Source organism: Lysinibacillus sp. FSL W7-1291, assembly GCF_038593415.1.
GTDB classification, from domain to species: domain Bacteria; phylum Bacillota; class Bacilli; order Bacillales_A; family Planococcaceae; genus Lysinibacillus; species Lysinibacillus fusiformis_D.
The window spans coordinates 4,018,257-4,037,768 of record NZ_CP151994.1 but is presented as its reverse complement, the minus strand read 5'-3'; the positions used below and the strand labels follow the sequence as shown (position 1 = coordinate 4,037,768).

Sequence of the window (19,512 nt, the reverse complement as noted above, 5' to 3'; positions counted from 1 at the left end):
TGCTTCCTTTCTATTGTAGAGGAATATGGAAAGAAAACAAAATTTTTCGAAGTTCTGGCTTGCAAAAAAAAGTGTGATTGATTATCATAATAATTGTGTTAGCACTCATTGATATAGAGTGCTAATAAATTTTAACAATTATTTAATTATTAGGAGGTTGTTTCACTTGTTAAGACCACTAGGAGATCGTATTGTAATTGAACTAATCGAGGTAGAAGAGAAATCTGCATTCGGTATTGTACTACCTGACTCTGCAAAAGAAAAACCACAAGAGGGTAAAGTAGTAGCAGTTGGGACAGGTCGTGTATTAGAGAACGGGCAACGTGTAGAGCTTGACGTTAAAGTTGACGACCGCATTATTTTCTCTAAATACGCTGGAACAGAAGTTAAATTTGAAGGTAATGAATACCTAATTTTACGCGAAAGCGATATTCTTGCAATTATTGAATAAGTACATTATTCACACCTTAAATAAAGGTGAAGGCTTATTGTTTGTTTAACGAAAATGACAATAAGATGAAATTGATATAAATATATTGAAGAAGCTTAACGAATATTCCATTTCAGGAGGGTAAATTCTCATGGCAAAAGATATTAAATTCTCAGAAGACGCTCGTTCATTAATGTTACAAGGTGTAGATAAATTAGCGAATACAGTAAAAGTAACATTAGGACCAAAAGGGCGTAATGTTGTTTTAGAAAAAAAATTCGGTTCACCACTTATTACAAATGATGGTGTAACAATCGCTAAAGAAATCGAGCTAGAAAACCCATATGAAAACATGGGGGCAAAATTAGTAGCAGAGGTTGCTTCTAAGACAAATGAAATCGCTGGTGACGGTACAACAACAGCAACAGTATTAGCACAAGCAATTATTCGTGAAGGCTTGAAAAACGTTACGGCTGGTGCAAATCCTGTAGGTATCCGCAAAGGTATTGATAAAGCAGTTGCTGCTGCACTTACAGAATTACATGCTATTTCTCGTCCAGTAAGCAATAAAGAAGAAATTGCACAAGTTGCTGCTATTTCTGCTGCAGATGATGAAGTTGGACAACTGATCGCTGAAGCAATGGAGCGTGTTGGTAACGACGGCGTTATTACAATCGAAGAATCTAAAGGCTTCACAACAGAACTTGATGTAGTAGAAGGTATGCAGTTTGACCGTGGCTATGCTTCACACTACATGGTAACTGACACAGATAAAATGGAAGCGGTTCTTGATAACCCATACATTTTAATTACTGATAAAAAAATTACAAACATTCAAGAAGTATTACCATTATTAGAACAAGTGGTACAACAAGGTCGTCCATTAGTAATCATTGCTGAAGACGTGGAAGGTGAAGCACTTGCAACGCTTGTTGTGAACAAGCTTCGTGGTACATTCAATGCTGTAGCAGTAAAAGCACCAGGCTTCGGTGATCGTCGTAAAGCAATGCTTGAAGATATCGCTATCCTAACTGGTGGTCAAGTAATTACTGAAGAATTAGGCTTAGACCTAAAATCAGCGGATATTTCTTCACTTGGACGTGCAGCAAAAGTTGTTGTAACAAAAGACAACACAACAATCGTTGAAGGTGTTGGCGGTGCAGACGCAATCGAAGGACGCATTGGTCAAATCCGTGCACAACTTGCTGAAACAACATCAGAATTCGATAAAGAAAAATTACAAGAACGTCTTGCAAAATTAGCAGGTGGCGTAGCAGTTATCAAAGTTGGTGCTGCAACAGAAACTGAGCTTAAAGAACGTAAACTTCGTATTGAAGATGCCCTAAACTCTACTCGTGCCGCTGTTGAAGAAGGTATCGTATCAGGTGGTGGTACAGCCCTTCTTAACGTCTATGCAGCAGTGGAAAAAGCAGCTGAATCAGTAGACGGCGACGTAGCTACAGGTGTGAAAATCGTTTTACGTGCTTTAGAAGAACCAGTTCGCCAAATCGCTAATAACGCTGGTCTTGAAGGTTCAATCATCGTGGATCGCCTAAAACGTGAAGAAGTTGGCATTGGTTTCAATGCAGCTACTGGCGAATGGGTAAACATGATGGAAGCAGGCGTAGTGGACCCAGCAAAAGTAACTCGTTCAGCTTTACAAAACGCAGCATCAGTTGCAGCGCTATTCTTAACAACAGAAGCAGTTGTAGCAGATATTCCAGAAGCAGCACCAGCAATGCCAGATATGAGCGGCATGGGCGGTATGCCAGGCATGATGTAAGTTTTAGTTTCAGCTAAAATTTTTGACTAAACATAACCACTTTCCATAACTTTATGGGAAGTGGTTTTTATAATGAATAGCTTAAATGTACAGCGCTTGTAACAAGTATATCGCTCTATATTTGTCCCATTCAGTCCCCTTTTTCCAATGAGCTCTATTTATAGTCGATGATCCATTTAACAGCAGGGTGATTTCATCATAGCTCCAATAAATTGTTTAAATTTACCTCCATCATCGATTGCTGATTTTCCTGTTGCCTAACCTTTAGTCAAGGTAGTTAGGCGAGGGGGATTCCAATAGCAATTCTCCTATAGCTAATTCCTCTAGTTCCCAATGAGATAATCATAAACCAAATAAAACAGACCCATAGTCAAAAATAAAAGCGAGCATTTTCGCATTCAATTGTTGATTATATTTAGTTAATTAGAAATTCCTAAATTTTCTCTTCTATATAATAAATGGGATTTCTAAACTTATTGTTGTGATGCTCAACGAAAAAATAATTTTAGTGAATGAAAGCGCCATTAGTGGATTATTCATCTACTAAATGTATGAATAATCTATAATTAAAAATTTTCCTGTTGTTTTTCAAAAGATTATCACTTACAATACAAAATGAAAATGATAATCGTTATCATTAACTAATAGTTTGTTAGATAGAGGTGAAATCTTGGATAATCAGGAAGCTAACAGAATAGGAATGGGCAATATTTATTATGTTATTATCTTGCTTTTAATAGGCGCCATTTTAATATCTGCCGTTTTTTCTGTATCAATAGGACAAGTCAGCATACCTTTTAAGCAATCAATGGATATTTTGCTACATACTATATCCAACGGGAAGCTTGGCTCGCTTGATAGTGTGGATAGTGAATCCTACTTGAATATTATTTTACAGGTCAGAATGCCTCGTGTGGTTTTTGCATTATTGATTGGCGTTGGACTTGCACTATGCGGGACTGTCATGCAGGCGGTTGTACAAAACCCCCTTGCTGATCCATACATACTTGGTATTTCTTCAGGGGCGTCATTGGGTGCAACCTTTGCCATTCTAGTTGGTTTTGGAAGTAGTGCATTGTTGGCACAGTTTGGGGTAGCCTTTGGAGCATTTGCAGGGGCAATGATTACCTCTATGGCAGTGCTGATCTTATCCAGCATTGGTGGTAAAGCGACATCAGTCAAACTTGTTTTATCAGGTGTTGTCATTGGAGCATTATGTAGTTCTTTTTCAAGTCTTATTATCTTTTTTGCGAATAATGCTGAGGGCATTAAAACCGTTACGTTTTGGTCTATGGGAAGCTTGGCCTCTGCTAGCTGGGATAAAACACCGATTTTAACAATTGTGATTGTGCTAGGGGCTGCGTTATTCCTTTTCCAACATCGTGTGCTAAATACAATGCTACTTGGAGATGAATCAGCTATCACATTAGGTATCAATCTAAGTGCTTATCGCAAATTGTACATGATCCTTACTTCGCTCATTACAGGAACAATGGTTGCTTATGCGGGTATGATCGGTTTTGTTGGTTTAATTATTCCACATATCACGAGAGGCATTTTTGGAGCAGACCATAAACGATTAATGTTAGGAACATTGCTCTTAGGTGGTCTTTTCATGATTTGGGCGGATATTCTGTCTCGAACATTAATCCAAAATGTTGAATTACCAATTGGTATCATTACTTCTGTCATTGGATCGCCATTATTTATCTATATGATTGTAAAAAAAGGTTACAACTTCGGAGGGTAGAACAATGGAATTAGTAGCAAAGGAAATAGAGGTAAAGATCGGCAAAAAGGAAATAGTAAAAAACATATCCATTCATGTGAATAAGCAACAATTTGTGGGCTTAATCGGACCAAACGGATGCGGAAAGTCAACTTTGTTGAAAAGTATTTATAAAAGCCTTGTGCCTCAAAAAGGGATGGTTTTTTTAGATGATTTAGATGTTTTGAAGAGTCCTGAAAAAAAGATTTCTCAGCACTTAGGTGTAGTAGGGCAATTCAATGAAATGCATTTTGATTTAACGGTACAGCAAATGGTGATGTTAGGCAGAACACCTCATAAAAAAATGCTAGAGTCAGATAACCAAAAGGATTTTGACATAGTGGAAGAGGCGTTAACGCGTACGAACTTACAATCCTATAGAGGGCGTAGTTTTCTTTCACTATCTGGTGGCGAAAAGCAACGAGTTATTTTAGCAAGAACGATTGCTCAGCAGCCTAAATTTATGATTTTGGATGAGCCAACAAACCATTTAGATATTCGTTATCAAATCGAAATACTATCCTGTGTTAGAAGTTTAAACATCGGTGTTTTAGCAGCGCTTCACGATTTAGAAATGGCAGCCCATTACTGTGATTATCTCTATGCGGTCAAAGATGGTGAAATCTATGCGCATGGCACACCAGCAGAGGTTTTAACACCGGAAACAATAGAAGCTTTATATCATATTAAATGTCAAACGTTTACTAATCCCGTGACAAACGGATTAGGCTTTGCATATGGACTATAGGAGGAAAACCATGAAGAAAAAACTATTATTAGGAATTGGTTTAGCAGCTTTATTAACATTAACAGCTTGTGGTAACACATCAAAAAATACAGCTGAGGAAACACAAACAAAAGATTATTATCCACTGACAGTTGCTAACTTTGCAAAAGCTGAGGGAGGCTCAACGTGGGAAAAGAAAGATCAAGTATTCGATAAAGCACCTGAAAGAATTATGGCTAATACACGCCCAGCAGCAGAATTATTATTACATTTAGGATTAGGTGATAAAATCGTTGGTGTCGGTGCAAACTTTGGTGCAGTCGATAAATCTGTAGAAGAAGAATACGCTAAGTTAAATATTTTAAGTGATGAGTATGTGGGGAAAGAGGTTACATTAGGAACTGATCCTGATCTTGTATTTGGTCGCGGTGGCTTATTTGATAATGCTGAATGGGGCGTAGGGACAGTAGACTCACTTAATGAAATGGGCGTTAAAACATATGTTTTAGAATCATCTGTAACAGGTGGCACATATGATTCTATTTACAAAGATATCGAAAATATCGGTAAAATTTTCAAAGTGCAAGACAAAGCGGATAGCTTTATTAAAGAATTAAAAGGGCGACAACAAAACATTTCTTCAAAATTAGAAAGTATTAAAGAAGAAAAAACTTTTGCTTATTTGCATACAAATGATCCAAAAGAGCTTTTTGTATACCCAGCTCACGATGAAACATTCTTCAATGACGCATTCAAAATGGTTAAATTAGATAACATTTTCAAAGATGAAACAGGCGATGTAAGTGTTGAAACATTAATTGCAGCAGATCCAGATGTATTAATTCTTCCTAACTGGGATGGTTCTGATCTAACAAAAGTACGCGAAGAAATTTATGCAAATCCTAAACTTTCAAGCATGAAAGCTATTAAAAATAAACAAATTTATATCGTAGATTATAATTACATGTTTGGTTATGGCTACAACACAATAGATGGAATGGAAGCATTAGCAAAAGAGATGTATCCAGACTTATTTAAATAAGAGAGTCGATTAGACAGCTTAAAAAAGGGGGAGAAATTATTAATTTCTCCTCCTTTTTGTTATAGCAATGGAAGCAGCTCTCTATTAAACATTGTAATTGTTTCGGCAGATGGATAAAGGATGTTGTGAATCGAGAACGAGCTAGAAAGTTCTTTCTTGGCTCGCTTAATATTAATGGTATCAAACAAATGAGGTTTATAGCACATGCCCAACCAAGCAATGCTCATTGCTGATCCTGCAAAAGCCTGTATTTCTTAAATTTTCGTTAAACACCAGAAGGGAGTACTTAAAAAAAGTATCCTACTCTGTTAGTGTTAACGATATGCAAATAGCTGTATATCCTGTTTGATTATCTTATGTTGACTTGACTTGGAGCAGGGAAGTAGCCTGTATCTATTCCATATTGAATCATTCTGTGAATAAAGGCTGTATTAGGTACTGCACATTCAATTTTCGTATTGACTAAAAATTCTAGTGTTTTTTTGCAATTGAAAATAAACGGGGAATCACCAGCTCCATCACCTTCAAGCTGAGCAATGGCTAACAATAAATATTCCTGTGCTTCTTTTGTATGCTCACTATGCAATAGCCAATTTGTATATTCCTGTGCTGAAACGATTGATAGATCATAGCCAAATTCCTTAATCATGTCGATTAATTCTAAATAAGGAAGCGATACAGGATTACATAAATGGAAGACATGACCGTTTGCTGCTGGCTGACTCGCCAGAGAAACGAGTGCTTGGCTCGCATAATTAATAGGAGTAAAGTCAACATGCCATTGTGCAGTAGGTGTTTTACCTAAATAAAGCATCGATTTAATCATACGGTAAAAGGCATTGTCATCAATATTACGTTGGAATTTGCCTGTTTCAGAGTGACAACTTAAATTTCCTACACGATAAATGGAAATAGGAATGGCATCATTTACAGCATTTCGAACAAGATTTTCCGCCTCTAGCTTACTTTGGGTATACACATTATTAAGCTTCACATCGTAATTAAAATTACCTTTTGCCTCATTTGAGCCCCATTGAATGGCAGCTAACTCCTCTGGAATACCAATTGTTGATACATAATGGAAATGCATACCCGGTTTTCGTTTAGCTATTTCAAGCAAATGGCGAGTACCATTCACATTGACATTATTGAAATGGTCAGCCGCACCAAAATGACGTACATCGGCACCACAATGAATGATTGCATTGGTTTTTTCCAGCAACATTTGTTCAGCTTCATCAGATAAATCAAGTTGTTGCTTTCCTAAGTCGCCTGGGATAACTGTGACACGCTCTTTCATAGGATGAACAAGATCGTTGCCAAAGTAAAATTGCATACTATCCATTAGCTTGTCCTTAATCGTTGCATGGGCACCTGGTCGAATAAGACAGTAAATATGTGCATTTGTTACTGTTAACAGCTCGTATAATATATGGCTTCCTAAATAACCTGTAGCTCCTGTTAATAATACCGACGTCATTGGCAAGGGTCTTACAGTTTGAGAGACTTGCAGCGGACTTGGCTCCATTAAATCCTTAAAAACAAGATTAGCTGGTTGCTCTTGATTGTCATTAGCTTCCGGCTGATAATGACGAATATATTGATCTAGCTCAGCAATCGTTTGGTAGTGGAAGAAATCTTGTATTTTTAAGAATGGTATATGCTTTTTCACTTGTACAAGAATTTCAAGCACTTTTAATGAATGACCTCCAATATGGAAGAAATTATCGTGAATGCCTATTGGCTCGATACCAAGTGCCTTTTCCCATGCGATAGCTAGCAGCTGCTGTATATTATTTTGGGGTGCGCTGTATGCATGGCTACGCGATAAAACCACTTCCAGTGATGCTAGTTGTTTTCGATCGATTTTTCCTGTAGGAGAAAGCGGCATTTCAGGCAATTCTATAAAACGCTCAGGCACCATATAATCTGGTAGAAGAGTTGACAGGTAGTCTCTTAAAATATCTTCCTCAAGTTGTATACCACTAGTCACTGTATAGTAGGCAAATAAATGATTGTTACCATCGGACTTTTTCTTCGCAATGATTACGACTTCCTGAATGTTAGGATGATTGCTTAACACCGTTTCAATTTCTCCAAGCTCAATACGGAAGCCCCTTACTTTGATTTGTGAATCCTTGCGCCCAACAAATTCAATAATACCACTAGGTAATAGGCGAACTAAATCACCTGTACGATACATTTTTTGTTCTGGCTTCAATAGATGAGGTACAAATACCTCAGCCGTTTTTTCTGGCTGATGTAAATAGCCTGCTGCTAAACCAGCACCTGCAATACATAATTCTCCAGTTTCATGAACTGGGCAAAGCTGCTCATCGTCATTAACAACATACATCTCATAATTAGCGATTGGTCTGCCAATAGGAATACTGGATTGTTTATCTATTATAGAATCCTTTATCTTGAAGTAAGAGGACAATACTGTACATTCAGTTGGTCCGTAAAGATTAATAATTTCTGTAGTTAATCCAAATTTTTCATGCCATTTTTGAACGACAGCAGGTAATAGAGCTTCGCCACCAACAGATAGGTAGTTTAGTGTTGTCAGTTTTTCTCGGTATTCTACAGGTAAATGTGTTGCTAGCTGTGTAAAGAAAGCATTGGGTACAGTGGCAGCGGTTACTTGCTCACGACCAATCATATCAGCAAATGCTTCAATCGATAGACGTTCCACACTTGTTAGCATATGAAGCCTTGCTCCAGAAAAGAAAGCGGTAAAAGTCTCTGTTACTGATGGGTCAAAACTATAGGAGATAAACTGAGAATATACATCGTCTTGTGTTGAATGGTAGATTCTTTGATTATCTGTAATCAAATTAATAACAGATTCATGTTTAAGCATAACCCCTTTTGGTTTGCCCGTAGAACCAGAAGTATAAATAATATAGGCTAGGTCGGATGGATGTATTTCACAAGTTAGATTTTCCTGTGAGTAGCCTTTTTCTGATTGGTTGATCGTTAACACTGTACGTGTTTGGGAATCATTATGTATGAAATCATTCAGTAATGCTGTATGTTCGTTTTTCGTTAGAATAAACGGGGCACCTGTATCGTTTAATAGATACTGACACCGTTCTTTCGGGTAGCTTGGATCAATAGGAACATATACACCACCAGCTTTCAGGACACCTAAAAGGCTGATGATTGTTTCTTTACTTCGTTCCATAACGATTGCCACATAGTTTCCTTTTTGCAGACCGTTTGCTATTAGCATGTGAGCAACTTGATTGGATTGTTCATTTAGCTGATGGTAGGTCATCTTACCATTTTCAAAGGACAATGCAATGCGTTCAGCAAACTGTTGTGCTGCCTGATAAAATACGTCAGGTATTGTGGTGTTTTGATCGTAGTCAGCTAATGTTTGGTTTAAAGTTTGATAGGCTAGTAAATCTTCTTCGTTCAACAGTTGTGTACGATTGGATGGTAGAGTTTGTGGCTCATAAGAATGCGTATTATTCTCTAATGGGTATACATCAAATTCTCGTTTATTATTCAATCATGACAACTCCTATTTTAGAAAAGGGCAGACACTTATGAAGGAGTGTTTATGCCATTAGTTCCACAGAAAATGAATCATTCTCAGAATTCTAACGGACATACATCTCCTGATAAGAGCAGCCCTTTCGCTTTTTTATTTCACTACAAAGGTATTAACAACATTTAATAGTTCATCAGATAACTCGGATAATACTTGAGCTTCTTCAGAAACTCGTTGTACGGTATTCAGCTGAGAGGCAGAAGTTGCGGCAACTGCTCTCGTATTGTCTTTTGAATTGATAGAGAAGTCTTCCATATCTTTAACAGCAGATGTTACTTCTTCCATACCAGCTGCCATTTCTTCAATCGTAGCAGAAAGCTCTTGAATTTGTCCTGTTACATGATGAATGGAAGTTAGAATCTGGCTAAATGATTTTTCTGAATCATTAATCATAACAATTCCATGATCGACCTCTTCTACAGCGTGAACCATGATATTGACAGATTCGTTTGTATCATGCTGGATATGAGAAATAAGTGTAGAAATTTCCCGTGCAGATGCCTCAGACTGTTCAGCAAGCTTACGTACCTCGTCAGCAACCACTGCAAACCCACTACCAGCTTCTCCAGCACGGGCAGCTTCGATGGCTGCATTCAATGCCAGTAAATTTGTTTGGGAAGCGATTCCCGTAATAATGCCCACAATTTCTTCAATTTTATTGGAGTGATCGCCAAGTAATTTAACAGAAGCAGCAGACTGATTTACAGCTTTACTAATCGCATTCATTTGTGCAACTGATTTATTTGTCGATTCATTACCTCTTTCAGCTTCCTCTGATGCTAAGATAGAGGATTCTGAAATTTGATTGGATGTCATCGCAATGCGTTGGATACCAATACTCATTTCTTCAATAGTAATCGTACTCTCTTTTGCCTTTTGAACTTGGAGATCCGCACCACTCGCAATTTCTTGCATAGAAGAAGCTACATTATTATAAGAATCGGAAGCTTCCTGCATATTTGCCGATAAAACGTTGGCTGTGTTTGACACACGAGCAGAAACGTTTGTTGTACTTTTAATGACAGTTTTTAGATTTTCAATCATTAAGTTAAAGTTTTGTGTGAGCGTTCCTATTTCATCTGTAGAAGTAACGGATAATGGTTCAAGCTCTAAATTACCTTCTGCTACTTTTTTAGATTGTAAGGAAAGCTGTTGAATTGGTGTTAATTTTTTTCTCAAAAGAGTGTATACAGCAATAGATGAACCAATTAAGAAAATAACAGTGACTAATAATGTCCATAGAGCTTCAGACATGGCTTTTCCAGTTACCATCGATACGTCATAGTCAATGGCATATGCAGCCAACATATCACCATTTTCATCTAAAATGGGTGTGAGGCCCGTTTTGTAGCTACCAAACTCATCGCTATAAATATCTGTTGCTGTTGCTTTTTTTGTGTTAAAAACCTCTTTGATTCTTGCTAGGAAATCGGGAGATAAACCCATAGCAATCATATCTTGATTATATTCAGCACCTAGTTCTAGTATACTAGATGAAAGAACAGGTGCATTAATATTTTCTCCATTAACCGTAATTAAAAATAGATTGGTAATGCTATCAGAATTGTCATTGATCGCATCCATTTCTCTTGTTAATTTTAAGGCGTCGGAGTTACTGTTTGTTGGATTATCTAGTATTGATTTCAACGTATTGATATCAATCGTTTTTGCTAAGATCATGCCTTTGTCAGAGAGCGATTGATCCATATCTGTTAAATTACTATTTCTGACAATATAATAAGAAAGGCCTAGAGTAACTAAACCAAATAATAATAAAATACTTACCATTATTACGGTTAGTTTTTTGCTAATGGACATATGCTGCTTCTTGCGTTTTTTCATACTTTTCCTCCTAATATGATATAACAAATATTTCAAGCTAAGGATAAGAAATGGATAATTTAGTCAATGTACTGCACATTGAAGATTGTGATGTTATTCGTAGAAGTCCAGATGCATATTAAATATTTATGAATGCAAAGTAATCTATTTATCCCCTAACATTAAACTACTATACTGCCAAAAAAATTGATTCACAACCCAGAAAACTTACTATTTAAAGTCTAGATTTATAAAATTAAAGAATGGAATTTAGTTTTTTAGTCTGTCTATTTTGTATTTTAGTCTGTATTTTTACAAAAACTCGAACGATTACTAGTATAAAAAAGAAGTTTGCTTGGAACTAGTCGATTTCAATTGAATTAAAAATTTGGTGGATATCCTATTTTTCAACTCCTTGTTAGGGCTTTTTACTTATTTTGTAATGTCTGATATGCATTGAGAATGCTATGGTTTTCTGTCATTTTTATTATGGGAATAAAATGAAAAAAAGGTTATTTCTTTATTCAAAGATGAACAAAGAAATAACCTTTTCTAATTGGCTATGGTCGAGGATTACCAAAGATACCTGGTAAAATATTAGGCAATCCTGGTATTAATGGTGGTGGGAAACCGGGATATTGCCCTCCTGGACGTGGTGGATAAGGTTGCGGCGGATAGGGCTGTGGTGGATATGGACGTGGAGGATAGGGTTGCGGTGGATAAGGTTGTGGCGGATATGGACGTGGAGGGTATGGTTGCGGCGGATAAGGTGGTGGATAGGGTGGTGGATATGGCGGAGGATAGGAACTACCAGGTGGTGTACCTGTACCTGCGGCAGTAATTTGACTAACATCCACAGTCACTATTTGACCGTTATCTAGCTGGATTTCAGCTGTTCTTCCTCCAGTGCCAAATGTTCGAATCAATGTACCTGCATAAGTACCTGTGGGGAGTGTTACCCATATTTTCATACCTGGGCGAAATTGACTGTTAAAATCATCAGGAGCTAATCTAGGATAAACCAATGAAACACACCTTTCTTCATTTTTTCTAACATATGCCTATTGCGATAATTGCCATAGGCTTTAGGCTAGTCGATACTTAAGGTTGAAATTGTTATAAAATATAACAATTTTCATTATAATAAGGAAAAAGGTTAAAAGGATGTTTAGCAAATGGCGATTATTAAAATAAAAAAGATGAACATACAAAATTTACGAAATGTAAGACAAGGCGAAATTGTACTAGGAGTAAATTTTGAGACATTTCTACAAGCAAATGTTGTAGGGCTGTATGGACAGAATGGCTCTGGAAAGACAACCATTGTGGATGCATTTGAAATATTAAAGACACTTATATCGGGTTGGCTTGCTGAAGTGAAACTACCCTCACAAGAAAAACGACTTATCTTAGCAGGTGAGCAAACAGCCTGCATAGATGTCGAATTTTTAGTTGAAAATCAATTTGGGACGTTTTATGTAAATTACTATGTGGAGCTACAGGAGGATCAGCATCGGTTATATACAACGCTGGAACGTCTTAGCTATCGAGAAAATGCTAAAGGGAAGCGTTCAAAGATATTAATAGCTGTAACAGAGAAGGACGTCCGAATTCGTCAATCAAAACTGGCTGATTTAAGTGAGCAGGCACGTATCCAAATACTTGTTATTCAACAGTTAGCAAGAAAGCAATATATGTCATTTCTATTCCATAAAGATGTAAAGCCATTGTTACAGGAACGACTTTCGGAGCAAGAAATGCAACTACTTCAAAATATTGCGGTTGATTTTAATAGAGACTTACATGTTGTTAATAATCAAAATATAGCACCATTATTTGAAGAACGGATCATGCCGTTTAGTATTCATTTAGAGAAAACGAGAGGTCTAATACCTTACGATTTAAAGGGACCAGCAATATTACCAGAGGATGCATTCTATGCATTATGTGAAGTAATTGAGCAAAGTAACCGTGTGTTAACGGCTATTATTCCAGGTCTAACTATTAAAATTAATGTGATTACAAAGCAAATGATGGATAATGGTGAGCCGGGAATTCGTTTTGAATTTTTATCACAGCGTGGAGAGAGGGAATTACCGCTGCGAACAGAGTCTGAGGGGATTTTAAAGATCATTTCTGTTCTTAGTGTATTGATAGCTGTCTACAATAATCCGAATGCCTGTGTGGTTATTGATGAATTAGATTCGGGAGTATTTGAATATTTGTTGGGTGAGTTGTTAACAGTGATAGATGAGGATGGAAAAGGACAACTTATTTTTACATCCCATAATCTACGTGTATTAGAGGTGCTAGCTATTAAAAACTTATGGTTTACAACGACAAATGAAAATCACCGCTATATGCAGCTAAAAGGCATTAAAGAAGTAAATAATGCTAGAGATGTCTACTTACGTGCTATTCAACTTGGTGGACAGGATGAAGATGTCTATAAGGAAACCAAAACATTTAAAATTAAACGTGCTTTTCGTAAAGCGGGTGTTCAGTATGACTAAAAAGGTACTTTTAATCATTGTGGAAGGACAAACGGAGCAAATTATTTTAGAGGATTATTTAGATGCTCACTTTGCGAATTCAACCATACGTTTTGATGTACAACGTGAAGATATTTTGACAAAATGGGATGCCCATAAACGTATCCCGAATATTAAAAATAGTGTGGTACGAGTAATCCAAAGCTATCTTGAAAAATATAAATTTTTAGCAAATGATTTAACTGCTGTCGTTCATATTACAGATACGGATGGTTGCTTTATTGCACCGGAATGTGTCAAGGTAGATGAGAAAATTGAGCAAAATTTATTTTATACTGAGGATGCTATTTTAGTGAAGTCAGCTAAGCGTAAAGAACAAATTGAACAACGTAATGATATGAAAGCGAAGAATGCTAAAATTTTAATTGCCAACGACCATTTTAGCATTAATCGTATGAAAGTACCTTATCAATTGTTTTATTTCTCTACGAATTTAGAGCATGTTTTATGGGATGAGCGCAATGAAATCCCAACAGAAAAAATACAAAAAGCAGATGCGTTTATGGACAATCTATCTGGCACAATTGAAGAATATTTGAGAGCCTATCTCCCGGTTAGTTCAGAGCTACCTTATAGGGAAAAAATAAAGAAAAGTTGGTCGTTTTTAATGGAAGGTTGCCATTCATTGCAACGAGGTACGAATGTACCATTATTATTTGAAATGATTAAAACGGATGTACAATAAAAACAGGTGACTTGTTTTGTCACCTGTTTTTATTTGGCTTACATTAGCGCATTTGTTCATAGCTACGAATATGAGTTAAAATGGCAGGATCTTTAATTTTAGTATCTTCACTTAGTAATAACAGTTTTGACATGATTTCGGCTGTGCGTGGATCATCATCCACCATTGGTAAGAAAATTCGTCCACGATGCTGTGATGGAACAGCAATAATCGGAATCATCGAACCACCTACTTGATGCACCACACCACTTCCTAAATGTAAGGAGTAGCTTGCTAGCTTACCTTCAATGAGGGCATGCTGTTTTTTCACTTCCACATTGTTTAGCTTCAATAATTTAGCTAATTCTTCTACAATAATACTGCGCATATCAACAGTAGAATGACTTGCCTCAGGATCTACACCACCAATATGAGCAACGCTGACAACAAGGTCAATATCTCGCATAACCTCAGATAATATCGTAGCAGGAATAACATCTAACACGATATTTTTGCCGGTTAGACGATCATAGAAGTAAACCCCTTCGATTGCAGGTGCTTCAATTTCTGCTGGGGTAAACCAATCTGCCTGTGCATACAAGGATGCCACAATATTTTCCTTGTAATACACTTTACGAGGACCTGTTTCATAACTCATTTGCCAGCCTCGTGTTTTCAGCAAAGCTATCGTTTGTGATGGATTTACCTGATGTCCTGCATAGCGCAATGATTGTTTTTGTGCTTTTTCATCTGCATTGATGAGATATAACTCACGGAACACTTGCTTAAATGGTTGTTGTATTTTGTGCTCAAACATATAGGCTTGCCACTGTCTCCATTGACCACTTTCTAAAAGGTGATAAGGGTGGGCAATCTTGATGGCGGACGTTGGTGCCAGTGCCACAATGTCAGCAGATAAAAGCTGTAAGCCATCTGGTGTAAGCATGCCAACATGTTCATCACTGATAAAGACGAGCTTTTGTAAAAGGGGAGCTAGAATCGGATGAGCTAATAAATGGATAAGCTCATCAGCTGAAAATACAGTTTCTAATTCCATAGCCTGCTCCAGTGCTGGACGGGCCCGTTTATATTGTTCTTGTAAATCTTTTCGAGCTTCCTGCAAGGTTACAATAGCAGCATGTTTTTTTAATGCAGCAGGAATATTCTTTAGACGTTTACCATCCTTTTCAACGACAATGGCTACAGACGCATCTTCTTCAATTAGCAAATGAGCTGTAATTTGCTCGATTTGTTGTGCTTTAAATAAATACTTGATGTCGTTAAAGGCTGATAATTCCATACGCCATGTAAAGCGTGTGGCTTCTCCATCACCAGCATTGCGTGCTAAGTTTTCTAGTGCAATACTGGCTGCGCGTGCTTCACTAGCCCGGCGTTGCGCACCAAATTGCTTACTTTCCTTTAAAAATTGTTGAATAAATTGATAGCGTGTTAGGGCATCTTTATCATCAGATTTATTTAAAGGAATCAGGCCAAGTGCGCGTAATTTATCTTTATTACGCTTGTCTTGAATTTCTTGCATAAATGGTTTGGGACTGAGCTTACCGATAGCCGTATCTGCATAAAGCTGTGCCCGACGATGGTTGGCTCCTTCAGAAGCATATTTTGCTGCATCATAGACGAGTTTGAATTTTTTTGCACCAAGTGTTTCGTAGGCACTTTGGAACCAAGCTAAATCGAATGCACCATCACGAAAATCCTCAGCAGTTATGCTAGAGAAGAGGGCAATCTGATCTTTGGCAAAGTCTGATAAAGAATCAGTTGTATGGGCGATAAAATACCAGGCTGATTCCTTTAATCCATCCCAGTCAATGACCTCACTGACAAGGTCTATCCAATGCTGGTTGTACATCATGGCTTCGATTAAACGTTCTTTTGAAATATCTGTTTGTTCCCACGCCTCTTTTAATTGCTGTGCCGTTTCTTCTTTTTTAGGGTAGCAGCTAGTTAGCAATCGAGAGAATACATCCTTTTTCGTTTCGGCTTGCCAAATATAACCTCGCGCAAGCTTTTCTCCATCAAGTGCCTGTAGAATTTGTAAGAAATAATGAATACCCTCAAAATAAGAAATATTACTAGCAAGCTTGGTTACAGTGGTAGGTGTATCACCACGCTTTAGCTCTATGGCTAAAATACGATCAATCGCTTGTTCACGAATAGCAAAAAAATCTGTTAAGTCTTCAAATGACTGCTGATAGCGTTCTAGTAATTTATTAGGCTCGTTAAATATTTCTGAAGCAAGTGTATCAGTAAAGATGGCTTCAAATAAATGATCCTGTGTCAATAACCCAGCCTTCATAGCATCTAAATATTGGAACAGTGATAAATTGTATACATTAGCACTATAGCCTTCGTTTTTCATACGCTTTGTAAGCTCTTCATTGATCGCGAGCATTTTGACATATTCACCATAGGTTGAGTAACCAGACCAGCATCGCTCTACAAATGTCTCAATAACATCCAAATCAATAATAGTAGATGTAGAACGATAGTAATAATAACTTTGCTCTCTAACATCAAGCTGCCACTGATCTGCAGGGATTTGTTTGAATAGCTGTAGCATTATGCCGATAGCCTGTTCAAAGCTATTAAATTCAGGAGCATGCTTTTCTAGTAATGAGAGAGCTTCTTTATGCAACATTGTCTCTCCTGAAATTTTATCGCTATCTTGCGATAGCACAGAGAAAATTTGTTGAATCGTATAGTTATATTTCAAGGAATCAAATTGAACAACTCGTGCTTTAATTTCTTCGTATTGGAAGAAAGGTTTAATAAGTGTATGGGCTGCATCGGAAAGATCATGGGCAGCAGGGTATTCTGATAGATTATTGTAGAAATTAAAATAGACTAAGTCCTCACGGCTAAATAGAGATGACTTGATCCATTGAACAATTTCCTCAGGAATAGGATAAGCATCTAGACTAGCATCTCGCCGACTGTCCGTTTTATCTGTCAGGACACTATATTGTTGTCCTAACGTTGTAGTAATAGGCGTATCATTCCATTGGTACGTCTCATACTCAAGTTCAGCATGTTCATCAAGTACTTGGATAAGTTGCTCAAGCTTCGACAGCAATTTTTCAATATCATATTGAAAAAATTGTTCAAATGGTGTCGGTGTCTGTACATAGAAAGGAACAAGCTGCTGCCAAGGTTCTTCACCATTCATTTGAATGGCCCCATCGGCAATACGATCATATTGAATAGGGGAATGCGGCGTATATAAGCCAAAGCCATTGCGCTCGTTATACTGTGGTACATCCCTTGCTACTAATTGTTCTAACAGAACTTGTTCACTTTTTGTTATTTTTGGTAATAAGGAACATAAAGTGGTAATTTGCTCACTCGTTAAATTGTCGTCCTTAGAAGCTTCTAACAGTAATTCAAGTCCTCCAAGCCTTTTTAACTGCTTACTATCTTTTATCAGTCGTTCAGCACTTTGCAATAACGGGTCCTGTGGTTGAGCTTTTAACAAGGAGATAGCCTCTTTACGAAGTGCCCCTGATTTATTAGCTAAAAGATCTTCAATTTTTACGATTTCTTCTTCGGTTGGTGTCAGAGCATGTATTTTTTTCAATGCAAGAGAACGATTGATGGAGCTGCGATCTCGTAAAGAATTAAATAAAAATTCACGTTGACCTTGTGTTTTAGGATCAAGACAATAAATATTAAGTAAGCCGATTCTACTTGATGGTGAGTAGGAATCTGCCTGTGCAATAATTCGTTGGAATAATACCTCATCTTGTACATGATGGGCCAAAATAATTTGGGTTGAAATTAAATCTTCTAATGATAAATGGACATGGACAAAGGATAAAGGTTTACCTGTAATATTCAGCCCTTCTTTTGTAACTTCATTCTTAGCCCATTCTAGTTGTTCGAATAATAGATATTCAATGCCTTGCAACTGTGCATTTTCTTGCATGAATTTTTGAAGGTTTTGATCCCATTCATGATCTCTTGCATACTCGCTATTAATATAGTGGTTAGCATAGAGGAAATTGCCCCATGCAAAGGCAAATAACTCGATATCTTTCGTCGTTAAAATTAAATCCTTCACAAATGGCGCTGTAAATGAGGTCTTAGATAAATTTTTTAAAAAGGCAAGCGTTGTAAGCTGGATATGTTTGTTACGCTTTAAGAGCGTTGTCACGACAGCATCTAGCCTTGTATAGTCTCTTGTAGCAGTTGCCCATAATGCGACATAAATATCAATTGTACGTTCACTCTTTAGTAGCTGTTCAACAAAGTTATCTTCTTCGATGGCTTGGACAGCTAAAGCTAAAACTTCCTCCGTCACTTTTTGATTTTCAAAGCTATTATAGCCAAGCCCCATCCAAGTATCGACTGCTCGAATCACAGAGGAGAAGCGTGTTAGTTGATGTTCTTGAATAAGTTTCATCATTTTTAGCTGTGCAACAAGATTGCCATGGTCAATATTTTCAACGATTGCTTGTCGTAGCCCTTCTTGACGGGCAGCTGCTACTAATAATTTGCCAAGAGCCTCGTGCATACGGTGGTTATTGGACTTAAAAATACCCCGAATGAACGGATGACCGAAAAAGCTACTGTGATGCTCATCAAATAAAATACTTTCCACTACCTCTTCAATAGAAGGATTTTCTAAAGAGAGTTCGTCAGCAAGCAACTGTTCAAAGACGTTAAAGCCCATTACTTTTATATTTTCATTCTTCAAAACGTAAGAGCTGTAATTGGGATAGGTACCATGTTCGTATTGATGATGATTCGCTAGTAACTCCTCCAAAGTAATTTCCTCAAAGGTCAGCATTTCTTCTATTAATTGTAAACACTGGAATAGATGATCCTGCACGGGTTGAGATGAACGAAATGATCGACGTAAAACATCGGTTTGGAACATTGTAGCATCAAAACGTAATGCTAGTTTCTTAATCTTTAGTGCACGTTCTTGTGAAGAAAATAGCGTAAGCACGTCAAATAGTGGACCACTAAATAGCTCTTCAAGTGTTGAATTTTGTTGAGCAGCAATCAGCTGTTCTATTTCATAATCTCTGTTGTCCATATATTTTAGTAATGCTGCAGCTAATGGCTGTATAGCTATAGGTGCGGAATCGACTATACCTTGAAAATATGTTTTTTGTTCATGTGAAAGTGTCATGAAATATCCCT

11 protein-coding genes are annotated in these 19,512 nt (G+C 37.2%); 7 read left to right on the top strand and 4 right to left on the bottom strand.

The genetic code is table 11. From position 1 onward, the window contains the following. The first annotated feature begins 166 nt into the window (after positions 1-166). The 5 genes from groES to NST76_RS19565 all read left to right on the top strand — a co-directional run bounded on the left by groES (position 167) and on the right by NST76_RS19565 (position 5,750). A complete protein-coding gene (gene groES, locus NST76_RS19585; protein ID WP_004224358.1) occupies positions 167-451 on the top strand; it encodes a co-chaperone GroES in 285 nt (94 codons plus the stop codon). Between the two features lie 130 nt (positions 452-581). Continuing rightward, positions 582-2,213, top strand: a complete 1,632-nt coding sequence (groL, locus tag NST76_RS19580; protein WP_058843576.1) for a chaperonin GroEL — start codon at positions 582-584, stop codon at positions 2,211-2,213. A 700-nt stretch (positions 2,214-2,913) separates the two neighbouring features. Continuing rightward, positions 2,914-3,963, top strand: a complete 1,050-nt coding sequence (locus tag NST76_RS19575; protein ID WP_180957836.1) for an iron ABC transporter permease — start codon at positions 2,914-2,916, stop codon at positions 3,961-3,963. A 4-nt stretch (positions 3,964-3,967) separates the two neighbouring features. Then, positions 3,968-4,729, top strand: coding sequence for an ABC transporter ATP-binding protein (locus NST76_RS19570; protein WP_036118991.1), 762 nt, complete (start codon positions 3,968-3,970; stop codon positions 4,727-4,729). Between the two features lie 10 nt (positions 4,730-4,739). Then, positions 4,740-5,750 (top strand): ABC transporter substrate-binding protein, encoded by a 1,011-nt coding sequence (locus NST76_RS19565; RefSeq protein WP_036118989.1) that lies wholly within the window; start codon positions 4,740-4,742, stop codon positions 5,748-5,750. Between the two features lie 349 nt (positions 5,751-6,099). Here the strand turns inward: NST76_RS19565 and NST76_RS19560 are convergent, their stop codons facing one another. The 3 genes from NST76_RS19560 to NST76_RS19550 all read right to left on the bottom strand — a co-directional run bounded on the left by NST76_RS19560 (position 6,100) and on the right by NST76_RS19550 (position 12,155). Next, positions 6,100-9,267 carry an amino acid adenylation domain-containing protein gene (locus NST76_RS19560; protein WP_342544372.1) on the bottom strand — a complete coding sequence of 1,056 codons (3,168 nt, stop codon included), beginning with the start codon at positions 9,265-9,267 and terminating at the stop codon, positions 6,100-6,102. A gap of 135 nt (positions 9,268-9,402) precedes the next feature. Next, entirely contained in the window at positions 9,403-11,151 is a 1,749-nt protein-coding gene (locus NST76_RS19555; RefSeq protein ID WP_036118985.1) for a methyl-accepting chemotaxis protein, read from the bottom strand. 539 nt (positions 11,152-11,690) lie between these two features. Next, on the bottom strand, positions 11,691-12,155 hold the full coding sequence (locus NST76_RS19550) for a hypothetical protein (RefSeq protein ID WP_036118983.1): 465 nt from the start codon (positions 12,153-12,155) through the stop codon (positions 11,691-11,693). 150 nt (positions 12,156-12,305) lie between these two features. On the opposite strand from NST76_RS19550, the gene NST76_RS19545 reads away from it, so the two are divergent. Both NST76_RS19545 and NST76_RS19540 read left to right on the top strand, forming a co-directional pair. Next, on the top strand, positions 12,306-13,643 hold the full coding sequence (locus NST76_RS19545; RefSeq protein ID WP_342544371.1) for an AAA family ATPase: 1,338 nt from the start codon (positions 12,306-12,308) through the stop codon (positions 13,641-13,643). Continuing rightward, the gene (locus tag NST76_RS19540) at positions 13,636-14,367 is read left to right on the top strand and encodes a hypothetical protein (RefSeq protein ID WP_036118980.1); all 732 of its coding nucleotides are present in this window, start codon (positions 13,636-13,638) and stop codon (positions 14,365-14,367) included. The genes NST76_RS19545 and NST76_RS19540 overlap by 8 nt, the downstream gene beginning before the upstream one ends. 43 nt (positions 14,368-14,410) lie before the next feature. Here the strand turns inward: NST76_RS19540 and NST76_RS19535 are convergent, their stop codons facing one another. After that, positions 14,411-19,501 (bottom strand): DUF4132 domain-containing protein, encoded by a 5,091-nt coding sequence (locus NST76_RS19535; RefSeq protein WP_342544369.1) that lies wholly within the window; start codon positions 19,499-19,501, stop codon positions 14,411-14,413. Positions 19,502-19,512: the final 11 nt, after the last annotated feature.